We start from the raw sequence: 17,137 nt of genomic DNA, 5'->3' as shown, positions 1-17,137 counted from the left end.
ATCCGTGTTCTATTCCTATTCAGTCGGTTATTCGTTGTGTTATCTGTCTTTTAGCCCACGACACTTCCATTGCTTATTGGTTTCATTTTTCTCCCGCCAGGAATGTTGCCTAGAATTTGCTTTATCTTCGGCTTTTATAGGGTATGGGTAAGGGCCATCCCGCCAGCGGTTATTATCCATAGCCCTTGAAGGATTCCTTGAGGAATGGTCCCGATCTTTCTTTTTTTCATCCCGAACCTTTGAAGAACATCTTTTTTCCTTTTCCTCGTCCTTATTTTTATCCTTCTTTTTATCTCTATCCTTATCTTTGTCTTTATCCCTATCCTCGTTCAAATTCTTGGCTTGATCTTGGACTTTTATGGCCGGCAGGGCTTGATTCTTTGAAGGCTCATCATCGATTTTTTGATGCTCTTGAGCGGGCTGAACATCTTTAACCCCAATATATTCCTTGGAATGAATCTCTTTTTCTTCACTTTTTAGAACGGACAGGGTTTCCTTCTCCCCATTGTTACTCGATTTCTGAAGTTGGATGTTCTTCTCTTTTTCCAATTGCCCAAGACCCTTGGTTTTAACCTCCTCAAGGGATAGGTCGCCGCCCTGTTGCAGGATTTCTCTGTAGATCAGGTAGCGTCCCACAGAAATCCCTTTTTGGCCTGCCTCCCGGTGTTCTTCGGGCGTGGCAACGCCGGTAATCACTTTAACCGGCGTGGGCAGCGCGGTAACAGCTTGGTTTACGGAAGCCTCAATTTTTTCTTGTTTTATAGCAACCGGCTGCTGGCCCTCCGCCGGAGTAATGGTAACCAGTACAACATCATTCACATCATTTAGATATTGATATTGAACCGCCCCTTCTACCAGGACAGCAACCGCTTTATAAATCTCCAGTTGCTCGGGGTGAACTTTTTTTAGCAGCAGCACCCCTTCGGGATCTAATCCCTGAGCGCGAATTACTTGTCCGGAAGCATTTACCGACAATTCAATGCTAGGATTAATATCCAAGGCAACATAAGCTGCTGCTGCGGGTTTCAAACTGCTGTTGGCCCATAATCCCACCAGTAATACAAGAATAACCGAGGCAACTGCCATCGTCTGAGCCAGCGAAGGAACCTTTAGTTCCCGCCCTTGAACCTCCTGTCCAAGACACCGGCTTTTCGCCCCAAGGATAATCCGGACAAACCGGCCTTCGGAGGTCATGATGATTCCCAGGGGGCCTCTGGCACGGATCAGCAAGCCTTTAACCACAGTTGCTCCCCTCCCTCTCGGACCAACCGGTAAATTTAAGATAGGAATACAGATAAATAAACCGTTCCCGGTGATGCAGCAACAGGGACATGGCGATAATATAGCGCCGACCCTTCTCAATGGTCTTGCGATGCAGGCCGGAAAGCGGCACCAATTCCTTGACGGGCAATCTTTTGGTTCGCAGTAAATGCTCCATCAATCCCGGTTGCTCCGCCACCTGTTTTGCCACTCCGATCATATTTTCTCTGGAATCACAGTGCTTGGGTGAGGCGTTCACCAGTTCTTCCACACTAATGCCATATTGGGAAAGTTCCCTTTGGAATTCCAACACTTCTTCCTGACGCTCCCTGGTCTCAGCTTCCCGTAAATAGTTTTCCCAGGCCTGTTCCGTATCCACCTGAATCGGTCCCTGATGCAAAGTTTGAAACTCCAGGGGCTGGTGCCGGTGGCGGGCTTCCTTGCGAAAATAATCGGAAAGCCTGCTTTTAATAACCAACCGGGCAAAACCCGTGAAGGGTATTTTTCGCGTTGGTTCAAAACGGTCGATGGCTTCATCCAAGGCAATGAATCCGACGCTTAATTCTTCATCCCTCCCCCATTCCAAGGGCCTGCCGCAAAATGCCGCCGCGGTCCTTTGAACAAAGGGTTTCCCTGCGGATAACAAAATTTCTCTGGCTGCCTTATCACCCTTTTTAGCCTGGTCCAGGTACTGTGCCGTATATTGCTCTAATGTCAATGGTCACTCCCCCTGCACCGGAACATATCTTCCCGAGGTCCTTATCCGAGTTCTCTACTATTTCTACGTAGGGTTTATTGCTTTTTAAAGGGTAGGAGATGAATGTCCGGAATAAAAAATCCCCTGCTATTTAAAATGGCAGGGGACTAACTAATTAGTTATTATTCTACAATATTTGTTAAAAATATGCAACATAATATAACATAATCCAACACAACCAATTATTCACAGTCGCAAAAGCGCCTGTTTAAGTTGGGCTGTGAGGCTTGCTACCGGCTCCAGACTATCCTCCCGGTGATTTTCTACTAATTTAACCAGGGCGCTTCCCACCACCACGGCATCGCAATAGGGGGCCACCGCTTTAGCCTGTTCCGGCGCGGCAATACCGAAACCCGCCGCCAGGGGTAAATCCGTAACCTCCCGGATTTCTCCGGACATTCGGGCAATTTCGTTGCTCACATTTTGCTTGGTACCGGTAATTCCGGTGACCGTTACACAATAGATAAAGCCTTGTCCGCTCTCTGCAATCCGGGCCAGACGCCTTTGGGGACTAGTAGGGGCAACCAGGGGGATGTAGGCCAGGCCTGCCTCCTGGGAGCTATGCAATAAGGGCCCCGCTTCCTCCAGCGGCAGGTCCGGAACAATCAAACCGGCAATGCCGCAACGGACCGCATCCTGACAAAATTTCTCCAGACCATATTGTAAGATGGGGTTGTAATAGGACATCAGCACCAGGGGAGCCTGCACCTTTTCCCGGATTCCCCGTACCATTTCTAAGATTCCGGTTAAATGAGTTCCTCCCTGCAGGGATCGGGTGGAGGCCCGTTGAATCACCGGGCCGTCGGCCACCGGGTCGGAAAAGGGTACTCCCAGTTCAATCACATCCGCTCCAGCCTGTTCCATGGCGCAAACCAGCCGGGCCGTGGTTTCCAGGTTGGGATCCCCGGCGGTAACATAGGTCACCAGGGCCTTTTCGCCCTTTTCCTTTAGCTCTGCAAACTTTTCCGTCAGCTTTTTTACTCCGCTCATGCCAGATCCACCCCCATTTCTTTGGCCACGGTATGAACATCCTTGTCACCCCGGCCTGATAAGCAAACCAGGATACTTCGCTCCTTGCTCATGCGAGCGGCTCGCTTAATCGCCTCCGCCAGGGCGTGGGCGCTTTCCAGGGCGGGAATAATCCCCTCGGTTCGGCATAATAAATGAAAGGCATTCAGGGCCTCCCGGTCGGTGGCCACGGTATAGGAAACCCGGCCGGTATCTTTGAGATAACTGTGCTCCGGTCCCACTCCGGGATAATCCAAACCTGCGGAAACCGAATGAACCGGCGTAACCTGGCCGTCCCCATCTTGAATTAAATAGCTGTAGGAACCGTGCAGCACACCCGGACGACCTGCCGTAAGCGGCGCGGCGTGCCGGTCGGTATCCAGTCCCAAGCCCCCGGCCTCAACCCCCACCAGTTCTACCTCCCGATCCTCCAGAAAGGCATAGAAAGCCCCCATGGCATTGCTGCCGCCTCCAACACAGGCCACTACGCAGTGGGGCAGGCCTCCGCTTTGCTCCAGCATCTGCTCCCGGGCCTCCTGGCCGATGATTTTCTGAAAATCCCTGACCATCATGGGATAGGGATGGGGACCCGCCACCGAACCAATAATATAATAGGTGTTCCGGACATTGGTAACCCAGTCCCGCATGGCCTCATTCATGGCATCCTTCAGGGTTCCGGTTCCCGAGGACACTTCAACCACTTCCGCCCCCAGCAGCTTCATGCGAAACACATTGAGGGATTGGCGGCGGATGTCCTCCTCTCCCATATACACCACACACTGCAGCCCGAACATGGCGGCGGCGGTGGCGGTGGCCACGCCGTGCTGACCCGCTCCTGTTTCGGCAATAATCCGCTTTTTGCCCATACGCCTGGCCAGCAGCACCTGTCCCAGGGTATTGTTAATCTTGTGGGCCCCGGTGTGATTTAAATCTTCCCGTTTTAACCAAATCCGGGCTCCCCCCATTTTTTCGCTTAAGCCCCGGGCAAGATACACCGGGGAGGGACGGCCCACATAATTTTTCAGGTAATGTTCCACTTCCCGTTGAAAATTGCCATCCTGCTGCGCCTGCTGGTAGGCCTTTGTCAGTTCCTCCAGGGCCGGGATGAGCGTTTCTGGTACAAAAATTCCTCCGTAGGAACCAAAATATCCCCTGTTATCCGGCTGCATATCCATATACCTCCCTGGCCCGGCTTATAAAAGCCTGAATTAAAGTGATGTCCTTCTGCCCGTTAATCTCCACACCGCTGGAAACATCCACCCCGTAGGGTTTTAGGAGCGCCACCGCCCGGCCCACATTTCCCGGGTGGAGGCCGCCGGCCAGAATCAAGGGCCGCTTCAACCGGATATCTTCCATGATGCTCCAATCAAAGGTTTTCCCGGTGCCCCCGGCTTCCTTGGGGTGATAGGTATCCGCCAGAATGGCACTGACCGGGAAGGCATCGGCCTGTTCCAGGGTCCGGCCATCCCGGACGGCAACCGCCTTGATGCAGCGCAGTCCCAATTCGCGGCAGTACTCCGGGCTTTCCTGTCCGTGCAGTTGTACCACATCCAACCCGCAGTAATTCACGATTTCCCGTACTTCTTTAGGCGCCGCATCCACAAAAATCCCCACCCGGGTGATCAGCGGCGGCAGGGCTTGGCAAATTTCCCTGGCCTGTTCCGGAGTCACCTGGCGTCGACTGGGGGCAAAAACCATACCGACGGCATCCGCTCCGGCCATGGCTGTGTCATAAGCGGTACGAGGATCCCGAATACCGCAAATTTTGACTTTTACGCCTTTATAAGGCAAGGGCTCCGCCCCCCTTCGCCAGTTCCTGCACTTTAAGACCGATATCCGGCGCCGTAACAAGGGCCTCACCCACCAGGGCAGCCTGGACCCCCACGGCCTTCAGCAGGCTCATGTCCCTAAAGTGATGAATGCCGCTCTCACTGACAACGGTTATACCGGATTCTTTAACTACTTCCATTAGCCGCAGGGTAGTTTGCAATTCTGTTTCAAAGGTCTGCAGATTCCGGTTGTTAATGCCGATCAAATCCGCCCCGGCTTTTATGGCTCGTTCCAGTTCTTCCTCGCTGTGTACCTCCACCAGCGCCTGAAGACCCACTTCCCGGCAGAGCTCCAGCAGCCGGGACAGACTTTCCCGGGAAAGCGCCGCCACGATGAGCAGCACCGCATCGGCGCCAAGCAGCCGGCTCTCATAGATTTGCACCGGGTCAAGGATAAAATCCTTGCGCAGCAGGGGCAGATCCACTTCCTGCCGAACCTGGGCCAAATACTCCCCTTTACCGCCGAAAAAAGTCCGATCCGTCAGGACGGAGACGGCTGCCGCTCCATGATCCCGGTAAATCCGGGCCAGGCGGCAAGGATCAAAGAACCGGCACAGGAGGCCCTTGGAGGGAGATTGTTTTTTTATTTCGGCAATCAGAGAAACCCTGCCGGGCTGATCAATGGCCCGGCGAAAATCCCTGGCGGGGGGCAACTGAGCCGCTTCCCGGGCCATCTCGGAAACCCGGAACCGTTCCAGCAGCCCTTGAACTTCGCTTCTTTTGACTTCCAATATGCGGTCCAATATCAAAGCGCTGCCGCCCTCCCCCCGGCCATGGACTGGGTAAACCCAACCAATTGTTTAAGCTTTTTTAAGGCGCTGCCGGAGTCAATGACATCCTGAGCCAGCCGCACACCCTGAGAAACATTGGCGGCCAGGCCGCCGGCCACCAGCCCCAGAGCCGCATTAACCACCACCACATCCCTTTTGGGTCCGGGCGCCCCGCTTAAAATGTTCTTGATAATCCGGGCATTGGTGGGGGCGTCGCCGCCGGTCAGGGAAGCGATGGGCGCTCTGGGCAGTCCCAATTCCAACGGGTCCAAGGTCATCCGGTTAACCTGGTCTCCTTTGATCTCATAAACCAGGGCTTCCCCGGACAGGGAGATCTCATCCAGCCCCCCGCAGCCGTGAATGACAAAGGATCTTTGGGTGCCTAGGTTGGCCAGAACCTGGGCTAAAACCGGAGCCAGATCCGCACAATAGACCCCCAGCACCTGGCTCCGGGCCTCTGCGGGATTGGTCAAAGGGCCAAGAATATTGAATACCGTACGAATGCCGATTTCCTTGCGGGGTCCTGCGGCGTATTTCATCGCCCCATGCAGCAAAGGGGCAAAAAGAAAGGTAATGCCCACTTCATCCAGGCACAGGCCGGCCTCTTCGGGAGTCAGGTTTACGGTCACGCCCAGGGCTTCCAGCACATCGGCGCTGCCGCATTTGCTGGATACCGACCGGTTGCCGTGTTTGGCCACAGGAATTCCCGCCCCTGCCAATACCAGGGCGCAAGCGGTTGAAATGTTAAAGCTATGGGCCCCGTCCCCGCCGGTACCGCAGGTATCCACCATGCCGCTCCGCCGGGTGCGTACCGGAGTCACCTTGGCCCGCATGGTACGGGCAAAACCGGTAATTTCTGCCGCCGTTTCCCCCTTTAAATGCAGGGCTGTTAAAAAGCAGGCAATTTGCGCCGGGGTCACCCGGCCGCTCATGATTTCATCCATGGCCTCCCGGGCCTCTGATTCAGAGAGGTGTCCTCCACCTACCACTCTTTTAATGGCCTCTTGAATCACTCTTCTCTCCTCCTTCTCTTCTCCACTCAACGATTGCTTTGTTCCATAAAATTCCTAAGCAGGTTTTTCCCCTCCGGGGTGGCAATGGATTCCGGGTGGAACTGGAAACCCTCCACCGGGTAATCCCGATGGCGTATACCCATCACCTCCCCTTCCGGAGTCCGGGCGGAAACCACCAGACAATCCGGCAGACTTTCTTCCTCCACCGCCAGGGAATGATAGCGGGCTGCGGTAAATTCCCGGGCCAGCCCCTGATACAAACCGCAACCGTCATGCACAATGGTGGAGGTTTTGCCATGCATCAGCCGTTCCGCCGGAACCACTCTGCCGCCCAGCGCCTGGGCAATGGCCTGGTGCCCCAGGCAGACGCCCAGGATGGGCACTTTGCCCAGCAAATGCTTTACAGCTTCCTGGCAGATACCGGCCTTTTCCGGTCTGCCGGGTCCCGGGGAAATAATTAAACCGGTGGGGTTTATATTCAAGAGGTCTTCTACGGTAATTTCGTCATTGCGAAATACTTTGACCTCCCGGCCCAGTTGACGAACCAATTGCACCAGATTATAGGTAAAGGAGTCGTAATTATCAATGACCGCCAGCAACCGCCATCCCTCCTTCCCTTTGCGAAGCCGCCATGACAGCGGTGGCCATGGCCCTGGCCTTGTGTAAGGTTTCCTCATACTCTTTGGCCGGGTCGGAATCGGCTACAATACCGGCTCCGGACTGAAAGTAAGCGCTGCCCCGGTGCACAACCGCTGTCCGGATGGTAATGGCCGTATCCATGTTGCCGGCAAAGTCCACATAGCCCACCGCCCCGGCATAAGGCCCCCGGTGCAGCGGTTCCAGTTCCTCAATAATTTCCATGGCTCTGATCTTAGGCGCCCCGGATACTGTTCCCGCAGGGAAGCAGGCTCCCAGGGCATCCAGATGATCCTTTCCTTCTTCCAAAATCCCCTTGGCCTCGGAAACCAGATGCATCACATGGGAATAGCGCTCTACCTGCATGTACTGGGGTACTTCCACCGTACCGGGAACCGCAACCCGGCCCACGTCATTCCGGCCCAGGTCCACCAGCATCAAGTGTTCGGCCCGTTCCTTTTCATCCGCCAGCATTTCCGCCGCCAGCAGGTCGTCCTCTGTCTCGTCTTTTCCCCTGGGCCGGGTGCCGGCAATGGGGCGGGTAAACACTTTTCCCTCTTCCACCCGGACCAGCATTTCCGGAGACGCTCCTACCAGCACCAGATCCCCAAAATTAAAATAGGTCAAATAGGGGGACGGATTGATGGATCGCAGCCTCCGGTATAAATCAAAGGGATCGCCGGTAAAAGGAAGGCTGAAACGCTGGGACAGCACCACCTGAAAAATATCCCCTGCCCGGATGTAATCCAAGGCCCGGGTAACGGCCTCCTCAAATTCTCTTCGGTTCATGGATGAATTGGCGGCCAGGACCTGATTCAGCTTTTCCCTGGCGTACGGTTGGCTGTAAGGAAGGGTACTGTAAGCCGGAGACGCAGAGGGTGTAAAAATTCGCCCGGCCACCTGATCAATCTTTTTTACAGCCTCCTGATAAGATTCCTCCAGATTGCCTGCAAAAGGAACATTGGCTACGATCAGCAAAGTCCGGCGAATATGATCAAATACCAGCACCGTGCCCGGAAACATTAACTGGCAGAGGGGTAACCCCAGAGGGTCCGGTTTATCATTCGGAAGTTTTTCCAGATGGCGGATCATATCGTAGCCGAAATAACCCGCCGCACCGCCGGTGAATCTGGGTAGCCCGGCCAACCGGGGCGTACGATACCTGCTCAGTAAACCCCTTAGGGCTTCCAGGGGACCGCCATGCAGTTTAGCCTTCATTCCGGAGCCCCAAAATTCCGCCCGCCCCCGGTGAAAGCGAAAATTCAGGAAGCAGTCGGTGCCAATAAAGGAATAACGGGCCAGAGTGGTCCCCTCTTCCACACTTTCCAGCAAAAAGCTGGGGTCCCCGGAGGACAGCTTGCCATAAATGGACACCGGTGTTTCAGTGTCCGCCAGATATTCCCGGTAGACAGGGATTAAGTTATATTCCTGGCTTAAGCGGCAGTATTCCTCAAAGGAAGGTTGATACAAAGGGTTCACCTCCTAAAAAAAATAAAAAACCAATGCTCAAAAAAATGAGCACTGGTTGCAAGGACTTATTTACATTAACCAGCTCACTATTCTCAGCTAAACTCAACTCAGCTATTTAACTCAACTAAACTCAACTAAACTCATGCGGGTTACTTGTTAAACTATCACAAAGGTTTCGGTAAGTCAATGACATTATTTGAAATAATCGGTTAAATATCTTTTCGTCTAGAAAGAAGGATTTATTCCCGAATCCGCATAAAAATATAGGGTAGGCCTTTTTATTGCCCTTATCAGAAAGGTGGAAAAACCGTTGACTGTCAAAAAAACCAAAGTAGAATTGTTTGAACCCTACCCGGTGGGTGATTTAGTAGTCTATGTGACGGGACCGGACCGGGGTTCCGTCATTGAAGCGGACTGCCGCTGGGAGTTGAGCACCACTTTGACTGATTGCGACTGCTGCACCTTCCGCTGGCGCTCCCGGCGGGACCCGTCCTTTAAATGCCGGCATATGCAGGCCCTGCGGCAGGTTTTAGGTGTGGAAGCTTAACCATTGCTTGGTAACCGACTGTCCTAAAATCCGGTAACCTTCACGGGTGGGGTGACCTCCGTCCAAGAGGAATTTGGGGTCTCCCTCCTTCAGGTCCGGAGACAGCAGAGGGGTGTAAAAGTCCAGTGTTAAAATTCCCCTGGCCGAAGCGTATTCAGCAATCCACTGTCTGATTTGGTCCAGGCGCCAGACGTACTGCTCCGCTTCCCGGCGGTCCCACTGGTAATATTGCATCATTTGTTCCAGGTTCAAGGGGGAAGGCAGGCCCAGTACCGGACAGATGCCCTCTTCCAGAGCTAAACCGGTGAGGGTGGTGATGTTTTGCTGGGTCGCTGAAAAAGGAACCTTCTGCCACCCGTCGTTATGACCCCCCAGAAAAATCATATAGGCCGGTGCTTCCGGCACCACGTCCCGGTGAAAACGGGCTAACATCTGTCCGGTGGTTTCCCCGTTGACCCCGCGGTTCACAAAGGTATGCCCGGTGGCCCTTTGCACCACCGCCACCCAGGAAAAGTCCGGACCCTCCGGATAGCCATAGGTAATGCTGTCTCCCAGGCAGACAATCCGGGTGCGGTTCAGCATATCCCTAAAGGCGGTCATGGTTTCCTCATTTTCCACCATAAAAGTAACGTCCCTTAACCCGCAGCCCAGGGCAAACTGCCGTCGAACTTCGGAAACCATGGTTCTGGCAACCCGGTCCGGCTCGACCTTTTGCCTGCCGGATGGAATCACCGGCAAGCCCAGGGAATCCAACCCTTTGGATTCCGCCATTTGCAGGGCCTGACTGGTAGCAGACCTTATCTTGTCCTCATAGGACCCGTCCACCTCGTGATCCCGGGAATCCACCAGGTGTTCCTTGTCCCCTTGCTGCAAGTACCGTCCGATCAGGGATACTTCCGCCTGAACCACGCGAATCATTGCTAGGCCTCCCTTTTGTACAGAGGTTTGTTTATTTATTTTATTCTATGCATTGAATCCTTTGACAGTACTTTCTAAATTCCTCCCGTCAGTTTAAAATTTAAAGCCACCCAAAATCTCCTCCGCTAAAACACCTTTATACTTTAGTCCTTTTAGTAAAAACAAACTGGCGTAGAAGATAAAACAGCAGCAAGGCCAGACCCGCCGCCCCAAACCACAAGGTCCACCGGCCCTCCACCACCTGTTGCCAATTTCTTCCCAGCAAGGAACCGGCACCTAAAAAGACGGACAGCCACAGGATGCCGTGAATCAGATCATAGATCAGGAAACGAAGCAATGAAATACCGCTGACCCCCGCCACATAGGGCGTGATATTTCCTACAGTGGGTAGAAAACGTCCTCCAATAATGAAACCTGGGGCCGATTTTTTTAAAACCTCCTGGGCCTTGGCAAAACGCTCCGGCGTTAGATGGATGTAGCGCCCCCACCGTTTAAAAAAGGGCTCCCCCACATGCCGGCCAATTAAGAAGGCAGAGGTGGAACCCAGTAAATAAGCCAGCATGGACACGGTCCAAACCAGCAGAATATTTAACTCCCCTTGTTTGGATAAAAAACCCGCTAAAGCAACCAGCAGGCTTCCCGGAAAGGGCACCCCCAGGGCTTCCAGATAGACCCCGGCAAACAAACCGGCCAGTCCAAGATGACTTAATCCGTCTAAAAGTTGATCGGTCAATTGATCTCCTCCCACACCTTAGTATGGCTGAGAGACCGGGTGATTATTTAACACCGGAGGCCAAGAAACCATCCGGCTTAAATAAACTGGTGGTTTCATCAATGCAGCAATTATTTTTTATCGCAGGCGGTTAGAGCACCCTGGCCGTACCGCCGTAAATCAAGCCCCGCTGACCGTCCACCGTAATGATTTCCCCGTCCGGCAAAATGCCGGTGGCCTGATCCACCCCCACAACAACGGGAATGCCAAATTCCAAACCAACAATGGCCGCATGGGAGGTTAAGCCTCCTTCTTCGGTAATGACAGCGGCAGCCTTTTCCATAGCCGGAATAAACTCGCGATCCGTAGCGGCGGTCACCAGAATATCTCCCGGCCGAACTTTTTCCAGGGCTTCCTGCCCGGAAGCACAAATCCGAACAGAACCGGTGGCGGCCCGCTGACCGATCCCTGTGCCCCGGGCCAACAAGGTACCTACCGTATGCACCTTCATCATGTTGGTGGTCCCATGAACCCCCACGGGAACACCGGCAGTAATCACCACCAGATCTCCGGCGGAGATTAACCCCGCGGTCAGGGATACTTCCACCGAGGCACTGATCATTTCGTCGGTGCCGGTTAGGGGACCAATTAACAAGGGTTCTACACCCCAGGCCAGGGCCAGTTTACGGAGCACGTCAGCCTTGGGCGTTACGGCAATAATCGGTACCTTGGGCCGGTATTTGGCGATCATACGGGCTGTATGACCACTGGCGGTGGCTGTGATAATGGCGCTGACTCCCAGTTCCTTGGCAATGGTGCAGACCGCATGGCTGATGCCGTCGGTCACCGTTCTCTGCAGAGCGGATCCGCGGGTTTCCAGCAGAGCATCAAAGTTCACCGCCTGCTCGGCCCGTTGGGCAATGCGGGCCATGGTTTCTACCGCCTGCACCGGGTATTTGCCCGCCGCGGTCTCCCCGGACAGCATAATGGCGTCGCTGCCGTCAAAAATGGCATTGGCTACGTCGCTGGCCTCGGCCCGGGTGGGTCTGGGATTTTGGGTCATGGATTCCAGCATCTGGGTTGCCGTGATCACTGGTTTTCCCGCAATGTTGCAGCTTTGAATCATGGTTTTTTGCAAAACAGGAACTTCCTCGGCGGGAATTTCCACTCCCAGATCTCCCCGGGCCACCATAATGCCATCGGATACATTAATAATTTCAGCCAGATTGTCCACACCCTGGCGGCTTTCGATCTTGGCAATAATGGCTACGTCGGCCCCCACCTCTTCAACAATCTGCCGGATGGCCAAAACATCGGAAGCCTTGCGGATAAAAGAGGCGGCAATAAAATCCACACCCTGCTGGATACCAAACCGAATATCCTCCACATCTCTTTCGGTGATGGAAGGCAAATTGACATTCACACCGGGCAGATTAACACCCTTCTGGTTGGAAAGGGGACCGCCATTGATCACCCGGCAATGAACATCCTGGCCTTCAACGGCTTCCACTTCCATCTCAATGAGACCGTCGGCCACCGCCACCCGGCTGCCCGGCCGGACATCCTTGGGCAGATCCATGTAAGTTACCGATACAATGGTGTCGTCTCCCAGCACTTCCCGGGTGGTAAGGGTAAAAGACTGGCCGGGTTTAAGGAGTACCGGGGGATTGGCAAATTTCTTTAATCGAATTTCCGGCCCCTTGGTATCCAGCAAAATGGCAATATTTTTACCCACTTCCCGGGCAGCCTGCCGGATAGCCTCCAGGCGTCGGCCGTGATCTTCGTGGGTGCCATGAGAAAAATTCAGTCTGGCCACATTCATGCCTGCCAGCATCATTTCTTTCAAAACCTCGAAACTTTCACTGGCAGGTCCTATGGTACATACAATTTTGGTACGTCTCATGCAGTTACCCCCTCTATGTATAAATCCTAAATTGAAAGTATTTTGGCCAGTTGGTACATCTCGTCATTGATGGGGCAGGGTTTCCCCAGTATTTCCTGCAAATCCGAGGCAACCACTTCTCCGGAGCGGACGCCAACCATTTTGCCGCTATCCCCGGCCATTAAAAGCTCTACGGCCTTTGCTCCCAGCCGGGCTGCCAAAATCCGGTCAAAGGCGGAAGGAATACCGCCCCGCTGCAGATGGCCCAGAATGGTTACTTTGGTATCAAAGCCGGTCAAATCCTTAATTTGTTGGCCAATGGTTAAACCGCTGGCAGCTCCTTCGGCAACCAGGATGATGGAGTGTAGTTTACCCCGTTTATGTCCGCTTAACAGCTTATGGCAAATGTCTTCAATATTAAAGAGAATTTCAGGAACCAGGATGCTTTCGGCCCCGCCGGCCAGCCCGGCGGCCAGGGCAATATTGCCCGAATTTCGACCCATAACCTCAATGACAAAGGTTCTTTCATGGGAGGTGGCCGTATCCCGGATTTTATTAATGGCATCCACTACATTGTTTAGGGCTGTATCAAAACCAATGGTATAATCCGTACCGCTGATATCATTGTCAATGGTCCCGGGAACCCCCACCACCGGAATTCCGTGTTCCTGATGAAAGATGCTGGCGCCGGTAAAAGAACCGTCCCCGCCGATGACCACCAATCCCTGAATGCCAAAGCGCCGGACGTTCTCCATGGCCTGAGCGCGGCCTTCCTTGGTCTGGAAGCGCTGGGACCGGGCCGTATGTAAAATGGTTCCTCCCCGGTGGATAATATCCGCCACTGAGCCAAGATTCATGGGACCCATATCGGCATCAATAAAACCACTGTATCCCCGTTTAATTCCAATCACTTCCATGCCATGATAGATGGCCTTGCGAACCACTGCCCGAATGCAGGAATTCATTCCCGGCGCATCTCCGCCGCTGGTTAAGACGCCTATTCTCTGCATGAATCCGACCTCCCATAAAAAATAGCCAATGATACACCTATAGCCTGCCGCAAAGCGGCAGGCTTATCCCAACATAAAGATTGTCTGGTTAACCAAATTGTCCCAGATTACGGAATTTTTTATAACGGGCTTCCAGCAATTCATCCACCGGGCTTCCCAGGACTTGCTGTAAATTGCGTTCCAGGGCCTCATCCACCAGCTTGTAGGCTTTGGCCAGATCGCTGTGGGCCCCGCCCAGCGGCTCCGGCACGATTTCATCAATGATCCCAAAGCCTTTTAAATCCTGAGCGGTAAGCTTCAGAACCTCCGCCGCCTCCCTGGCCCTGGTTCCGTCTTTCCATAAAATACTGGCCGCCGATTCCGGAGAACTGACCGAGAAGATGGCGTGTTCCTGGATTAAAATACGGTTGGCCACACCTAGAGCCAGCGCCCCGCCGCTTCCCCCTTCACCAATCACAATGGAAACCACCGGAGTTTTAAGGGCGGACATCCCCATCAAATTCCGGGCAATGGCCTCTCCCTGGCCCCTTTCCTCAGCCCCCATGCCGCAGTAGGCCCCGGCGGTGTCGATAAAGCAAATCACCGGACGCTTGAACTTCTCCGCCTGCTTCATTAATCTCAACGACTTACGGAAGCCCTCGGGATGGGCCATGCCAAAATTGCGGGTTACATTTTCCTTGGTGTCATGTCCCTTCAGGTGTCCCATAACCGTTACGGGCATCCCCTTGTAACGGGCAATCCCGCCAATGATGGCCGGATCATCCCCGTAGAAACGGTCCCCGTGCATTTCATAAAAATCGGTAAATAAGGCTTTAATATAGTCCAGCGTATTGGGCCTGGCGGGATGTCTGGCAATTTGCACCTTTTGCCAGGGAGTTAGTTGACTGTAAATATTTTCCTTCATTTCCCTGGCTTTTTTCTCTAATAGAACAATTTCATCGGTGAAATCAATACCCTTTTCATTGGTAAAATGTTTTAATTCATTAATTTTTGCCTCAAGCTCAAGCAAGGGCTTTTCAAAATCCAGTGCCATATCGGCCTCCTTTGAGACTTAAGTGTGCAGTGACAAAATTTGAGACAAGGTTTCCTTCATCCGTTCCCGGGGAACAATCATATCCACATGGCCGTGTTGCCGCATAAATTCCGACCGCTGGAAACCTTCGGGCAGCTTCTGCCGGATGGTTTGTTCGATCACCCTGGGCCCGGTAAAGCCAATGACGGCACCGGGTTCGGCGATAATAATATCTCCCAGGGAGGCAAAGCTGGCGGTAACGCCTCCGGTGGTGGGATCTGTAATAACGGATATATAAAGTAACCCTGCTTGATCAAATTTTGCCAAAGCAGCGGAAGTCTTGGCCATCTGCATCAGGGACAAAATTCCTTCCTGCATTCTGGCGCCGCCGGAGGTGGTAAAAATAATTAAAGGCAGCCTTTTTTCCAGAGCCTTTTCAATGGCTCGGGCAATTTTCTCTCCCACCACCGAACCCATACTGCCCATGATAAAATGGGAATCCATGACCCCAATGACCACCGGGTGCCCCTCAATGGTGCCTTCCCCGGTAACCACACCTTCCTGAAGACCGGTGGCTTCCTGGGTCTTCACCAGTTTTTCCTGGTAGTTGGGAAAGTCCAGGGGATTCAGCGTCAGTAAATCCCGATCATATTCTTTAAAGGAACCCTCGTCCAGGGTCAGACGAATCCTTTCGCCGGCATTTAGACGAAAGTGAAAATTGCATTTATGACAAACCTTAAAATTCTTTTCCAGTTCTTTGTTATAAAGGATTTCATTACAGCGGGCGCATTTTACCCAAAGGCCTTCGGGAATATCTCTTTTTTCTCCTTCCTGTACCCCTTCGGGACGCACCGTCACATATTTGGGCTTACGAAAAATCTCTAAAACCAAGACTCACCTCTCCCTTAATTCACCCTCTATACCGTGTTGATAACTTCCAGGGCTTCGTCTACTTCCGACTCGGGAACTAAAATTTCTACCGATCCATTCTCATTTGCATTCGGTAGTCCGATATTGCGTAGTTTTACCAACAAGCCCTCCTGCAACAATGCTTGTTGTAGTCTCTCTGCTTCTCTTCGGTTGGGCGCAATATATACCACCGTCCACACTTGTTACGGCCCCCTCAAAATTCAATTCCATATTAAACATGTTGTTTCTATTCATTCCCTTGGTATTCCTCTTTTTTATCCGGTCATGTTGCATAAGATTTTAGGAATTACCGGGCTTTTTCTATACCTACGGAAATAAGTATATCCAGAGTCAGTTCCCTGGATACTGTTACCGGTCGGGAAAGACCCGGCCAACCATAAAATAATTGTATATTTCTCCGGGGTCCTTAGTCGTCGGTGCGAAGCTGGCCGTGCTTGGTCAATACTTCGGCCCGTCCTCGAATCTTGATGGCGGAGGTATGTTCTGTAAACTGGGCAATCATAATCTCACCCTTGTCCAGTTTCTCCGAATGATGAAATTTGGTATCCCGACCCCTGGTAAGTCCGATAATGGTGACGCCGTTCTCCAAGGCTTTAATAACCACATATTGTCCGGTAATGTTTTGATTCTCTACCATTGTCCTCACTCCAGGTTCAAATTTTCCTCTTTTTTACAGTCCCAATCATACCATAATTACGTTCTTTTGACAACCGATGCCTTGTCTAAAGCAGGCTGCGGATGCTGGCAAGCTCTCCGTACAGGATCAGGGTATCCCCGTCCGTTAACCTTTCATTGCCCCGGGGTGCGTGAATGAAAACCTCCTGCCGTTCGATGGCCATAATAAAGATGCCCCGGTCTCGGATCTTGCTGCCGGCAATGGTTTGTCCAACTAATTTGGCCCGGGAGTCCAACTGAACCTCGGCCACCCCGTGCTGCCCGTCCAGCCTTAATACTTCTTCCACCGGTCTTTTCTGTAAAGCATGACTGCGGGATAACTGGCGTTCGATCCCTCGGTTCAGCTTAACCCGCAGTGGTTTACTAAATAATACGCTGACAGCGGCCAGGATGATCATTACGGCGGTGGCCACCTGAAGCAGGGTCAGGGGATGCCGTAGAATGTTGATGAGGGCCGTCACAATGGTGGCGGTTCCCGGATAACCCATGACCATTAAAATCATGATGACTCTCCGGCGGGCCGGGTGCTGAACCACCAGCTCGGAATCCGAGGTGGTATAACCCACCGTAACTAAAGCCGACAGGGATTGAAACCGGGCCTTGTACAAATCCATACCGGTTATTTTTAAAGCAATGGCCGACACTTCCACAATAATGAACAAAATCAGGATGAAGGACACCAAAAAGATCAGGTTCATGCAGTCTCTC

19 protein-coding genes are annotated in these 17,137 nt (G+C 52.8%); 1 reads left to right on the top strand and 18 read right to left on the bottom strand.

Translation table 11 applies throughout. The annotated features are described in order from the left end of the window. Nucleotides 1–39: 39 nt before the first annotated feature. The 9 genes from DESRU_RS06965 to trpE all read right to left on the bottom strand — a co-directional run bounded on the left by DESRU_RS06965 (nt 40) and on the right by trpE (nt 8,743). Complete coding sequence (locus DESRU_RS06965) at nt 40–1,242, bottom strand: anti-sigma-I factor RsgI family protein (RefSeq protein ID WP_013841411.1); 1,203 nt, start codon at nt 1,240–1,242, stop codon at nt 40–42. Next, the gene (gene sigI, locus DESRU_RS06960; protein ID WP_013841410.1) at nt 1,235–1,978 is read right to left on the bottom strand and encodes an RNA polymerase sigma-I factor; all 744 of its coding nucleotides are present in this window, start codon (nt 1,976–1,978) and stop codon (nt 1,235–1,237) included. Before sigI ends, DESRU_RS06965 begins: the two co-directional genes overlap by 8 nt. 225 nt (nt 1,979–2,203) lie before the next feature. Then, complete coding sequence (trpA, locus tag DESRU_RS06955) at nt 2,204–3,007, bottom strand: tryptophan synthase subunit alpha (RefSeq protein ID WP_013841409.1); 804 nt, start codon at nt 3,005–3,007, stop codon at nt 2,204–2,206. Continuing rightward, entirely contained in the window at nt 3,004–4,194 is a 1,191-nt protein-coding gene (gene trpB / locus DESRU_RS06950) for a tryptophan synthase subunit beta (RefSeq protein ID WP_013841408.1), read from the bottom strand. The genes trpA and trpB overlap by 4 nt, the downstream gene beginning before the upstream one ends. Continuing rightward, nucleotides 4,181–4,816, bottom strand: coding sequence for a phosphoribosylanthranilate isomerase (locus DESRU_RS06945; RefSeq protein WP_013841407.1), 636 nt, complete (start codon nt 4,814–4,816; stop codon nt 4,181–4,183). Before DESRU_RS06945 ends, trpB begins: the two co-directional genes overlap by 14 nt. Continuing rightward, complete coding sequence (trpC, locus tag DESRU_RS06940) at nt 4,806–5,603, bottom strand: indole-3-glycerol phosphate synthase TrpC (protein ID WP_013841406.1); 798 nt, start codon at nt 5,601–5,603, stop codon at nt 4,806–4,808. The genes DESRU_RS06945 and trpC overlap by 11 nt, the downstream gene beginning before the upstream one ends. Then, the gene (gene trpD, locus DESRU_RS06935) at nt 5,600–6,637 is read right to left on the bottom strand and encodes an anthranilate phosphoribosyltransferase (RefSeq protein WP_013841405.1); all 1,038 of its coding nucleotides are present in this window, start codon (nt 6,635–6,637) and stop codon (nt 5,600–5,602) included. Before trpD ends, trpC begins: the two co-directional genes overlap by 4 nt. 26 nt (nt 6,638–6,663) lie before the next feature. Further along, nucleotides 6,664–7,236 carry an anthranilate synthase component II gene (locus DESRU_RS06930; RefSeq protein WP_013841404.1) on the bottom strand — a complete coding sequence of 191 codons (573 nt, stop codon included), beginning with the start codon at nt 7,234–7,236 and terminating at the stop codon, nt 6,664–6,666. Next, the gene (gene trpE, locus DESRU_RS06925; protein WP_013841403.1) at nt 7,220–8,743 is read right to left on the bottom strand and encodes an anthranilate synthase component I; all 1,524 of its coding nucleotides are present in this window, start codon (nt 8,741–8,743) and stop codon (nt 7,220–7,222) included. The genes DESRU_RS06930 and trpE overlap by 17 nt, the downstream gene beginning before the upstream one ends. 310 nt (nt 8,744–9,053) lie before the next feature. Between trpE and DESRU_RS06920 the strand changes: the two genes are divergently transcribed. Further along, the gene (locus DESRU_RS06920) at nt 9,054–9,290 is read left to right on the top strand and encodes a hypothetical protein (RefSeq protein WP_013841402.1); all 237 of its coding nucleotides are present in this window, start codon (nt 9,054–9,056) and stop codon (nt 9,288–9,290) included. Here the strand turns inward: DESRU_RS06920 and DESRU_RS06915 are convergent. The 9 genes from DESRU_RS06915 to DESRU_RS06875 form a co-directional block, all read right to left on the bottom strand. After that, nucleotides 9,273–10,208 carry a GDSL-type esterase/lipase family protein gene (locus tag DESRU_RS06915; RefSeq protein WP_013841401.1) on the bottom strand — a complete coding sequence of 312 codons (936 nt, stop codon included), beginning with the start codon at nt 10,206–10,208 and terminating at the stop codon, nt 9,273–9,275. The two genes, DESRU_RS06920 and DESRU_RS06915, sit on opposite strands and share 18 nt — an antisense overlap. A 136-nt stretch (nt 10,209–10,344) precedes the next feature. Further along, the gene (locus DESRU_RS06910; RefSeq protein WP_013841400.1) at nt 10,345–10,941 is read right to left on the bottom strand and encodes a DedA family protein; all 597 of its coding nucleotides are present in this window, start codon (nt 10,939–10,941) and stop codon (nt 10,345–10,347) included. Between the two features lie 130 nt (nt 10,942–11,071). Continuing rightward, nucleotides 11,072–12,823, bottom strand: coding sequence for a pyruvate kinase (gene pyk, locus DESRU_RS06905; protein ID WP_013841399.1), 1,752 nt, complete (start codon nt 12,821–12,823; stop codon nt 11,072–11,074). A 26-nt stretch (nt 12,824–12,849) separates the two neighbouring features. After that, a complete protein-coding gene (gene pfkA / locus DESRU_RS06900) occupies nt 12,850–13,812 on the bottom strand; it encodes a 6-phosphofructokinase (protein WP_013841398.1) in 963 nt (320 codons plus the stop codon). Between the two features lie 88 nt (nt 13,813–13,900). Further along, nucleotides 13,901–14,845, bottom strand: a complete 945-nt coding sequence (locus DESRU_RS06895) for an acetyl-CoA carboxylase carboxyltransferase subunit alpha (RefSeq protein WP_013841397.1) — start codon at nt 14,843–14,845, stop codon at nt 13,901–13,903. An 18-nt stretch (nt 14,846–14,863) separates the two neighbouring features. Further along, nucleotides 14,864–15,715, bottom strand: a complete 852-nt coding sequence (gene accD, locus DESRU_RS06890; protein WP_013841396.1) for an acetyl-CoA carboxylase, carboxyltransferase subunit beta — start codon at nt 15,713–15,715, stop codon at nt 14,864–14,866. Nucleotides 15,716–15,741: 26 nt separating this feature from the next. Beyond that, nucleotides 15,742–15,933, bottom strand: a complete 192-nt coding sequence (locus tag DESRU_RS06885) for a hypothetical protein (protein WP_013841395.1) — start codon at nt 15,931–15,933, stop codon at nt 15,742–15,744. Between the two features lie 227 nt (nt 15,934–16,160). Further along, complete coding sequence (gene mtrB / locus DESRU_RS06880) at nt 16,161–16,391, bottom strand: trp RNA-binding attenuation protein MtrB (RefSeq protein ID WP_013841394.1); 231 nt, start codon at nt 16,389–16,391, stop codon at nt 16,161–16,163. Nucleotides 16,392–16,476: 85 nt separating this feature from the next. Next, nucleotides 16,477–17,127 (bottom strand): TrkA C-terminal domain-containing protein, encoded by a 651-nt coding sequence (locus tag DESRU_RS06875; RefSeq protein WP_013841393.1) that lies wholly within the window; start codon nt 17,125–17,127, stop codon nt 16,477–16,479. Nucleotides 17,128–17,137 lie beyond the last annotated feature (10 nt).

Source organism: Desulforamulus ruminis DSM 2154, from assembly GCF_000215085.1.
In the GTDB taxonomy this organism is placed as follows: Bacteria; Bacillota; Desulfotomaculia; order Desulfotomaculales; family Desulfotomaculaceae; genus Desulfotomaculum; species Desulfotomaculum ruminis.
This window is presented reverse-complemented; position numbering and strand designations above follow the sequence as displayed.

Bases quoted from the DNA above. Each gene is read 5' to 3' on its own strand.
- pfkA (WP_013841398.1), bottom strand. From the start codon at position 13,812: ATGCAGAGAATAGGCGTCTTAACCAGCGGCGGAGATGCGCCGGGAATG.
- DESRU_RS06915 (WP_013841401.1), bottom strand. From the start codon at position 10,208: ATGATTCGCGTGGTTCAGGCGGAAGTATCCCTGATCGGACGGTACTTG.
- trpB (WP_013841408.1), bottom strand. From the start codon at position 4,194: ATGCAGCCGGATAACAGGGGATATTTTGGTTCCTACGGAGGAATTTTT.
- DESRU_RS06875 (WP_013841393.1), bottom strand. From the start codon at position 17,127: ATGAACCTGATCTTTTTGGTGTCCTTCATCCTGATTTTGTTCATTATT.
- trpA (WP_013841409.1), bottom strand. From the start codon at position 3,007: ATGAGCGGAGTAAAAAAGCTGACGGAAAAGTTTGCAGAGCTAAAGGAA.
- mtrB (WP_013841394.1), bottom strand. From the start codon at position 16,391: ATGGTAGAGAATCAAAACATTACCGGACAATATGTGGTTATTAAAGCC.
- pyk (WP_013841399.1), bottom strand. From the start codon at position 12,823: ATGAGACGTACCAAAATTGTATGTACCATAGGACCTGCCAGTGAAAGT.
- DESRU_RS06895 (WP_013841397.1), bottom strand. From the start codon at position 14,845: ATGGCACTGGATTTTGAAAAGCCCTTGCTTGAGCTTGAGGCAAAAATT.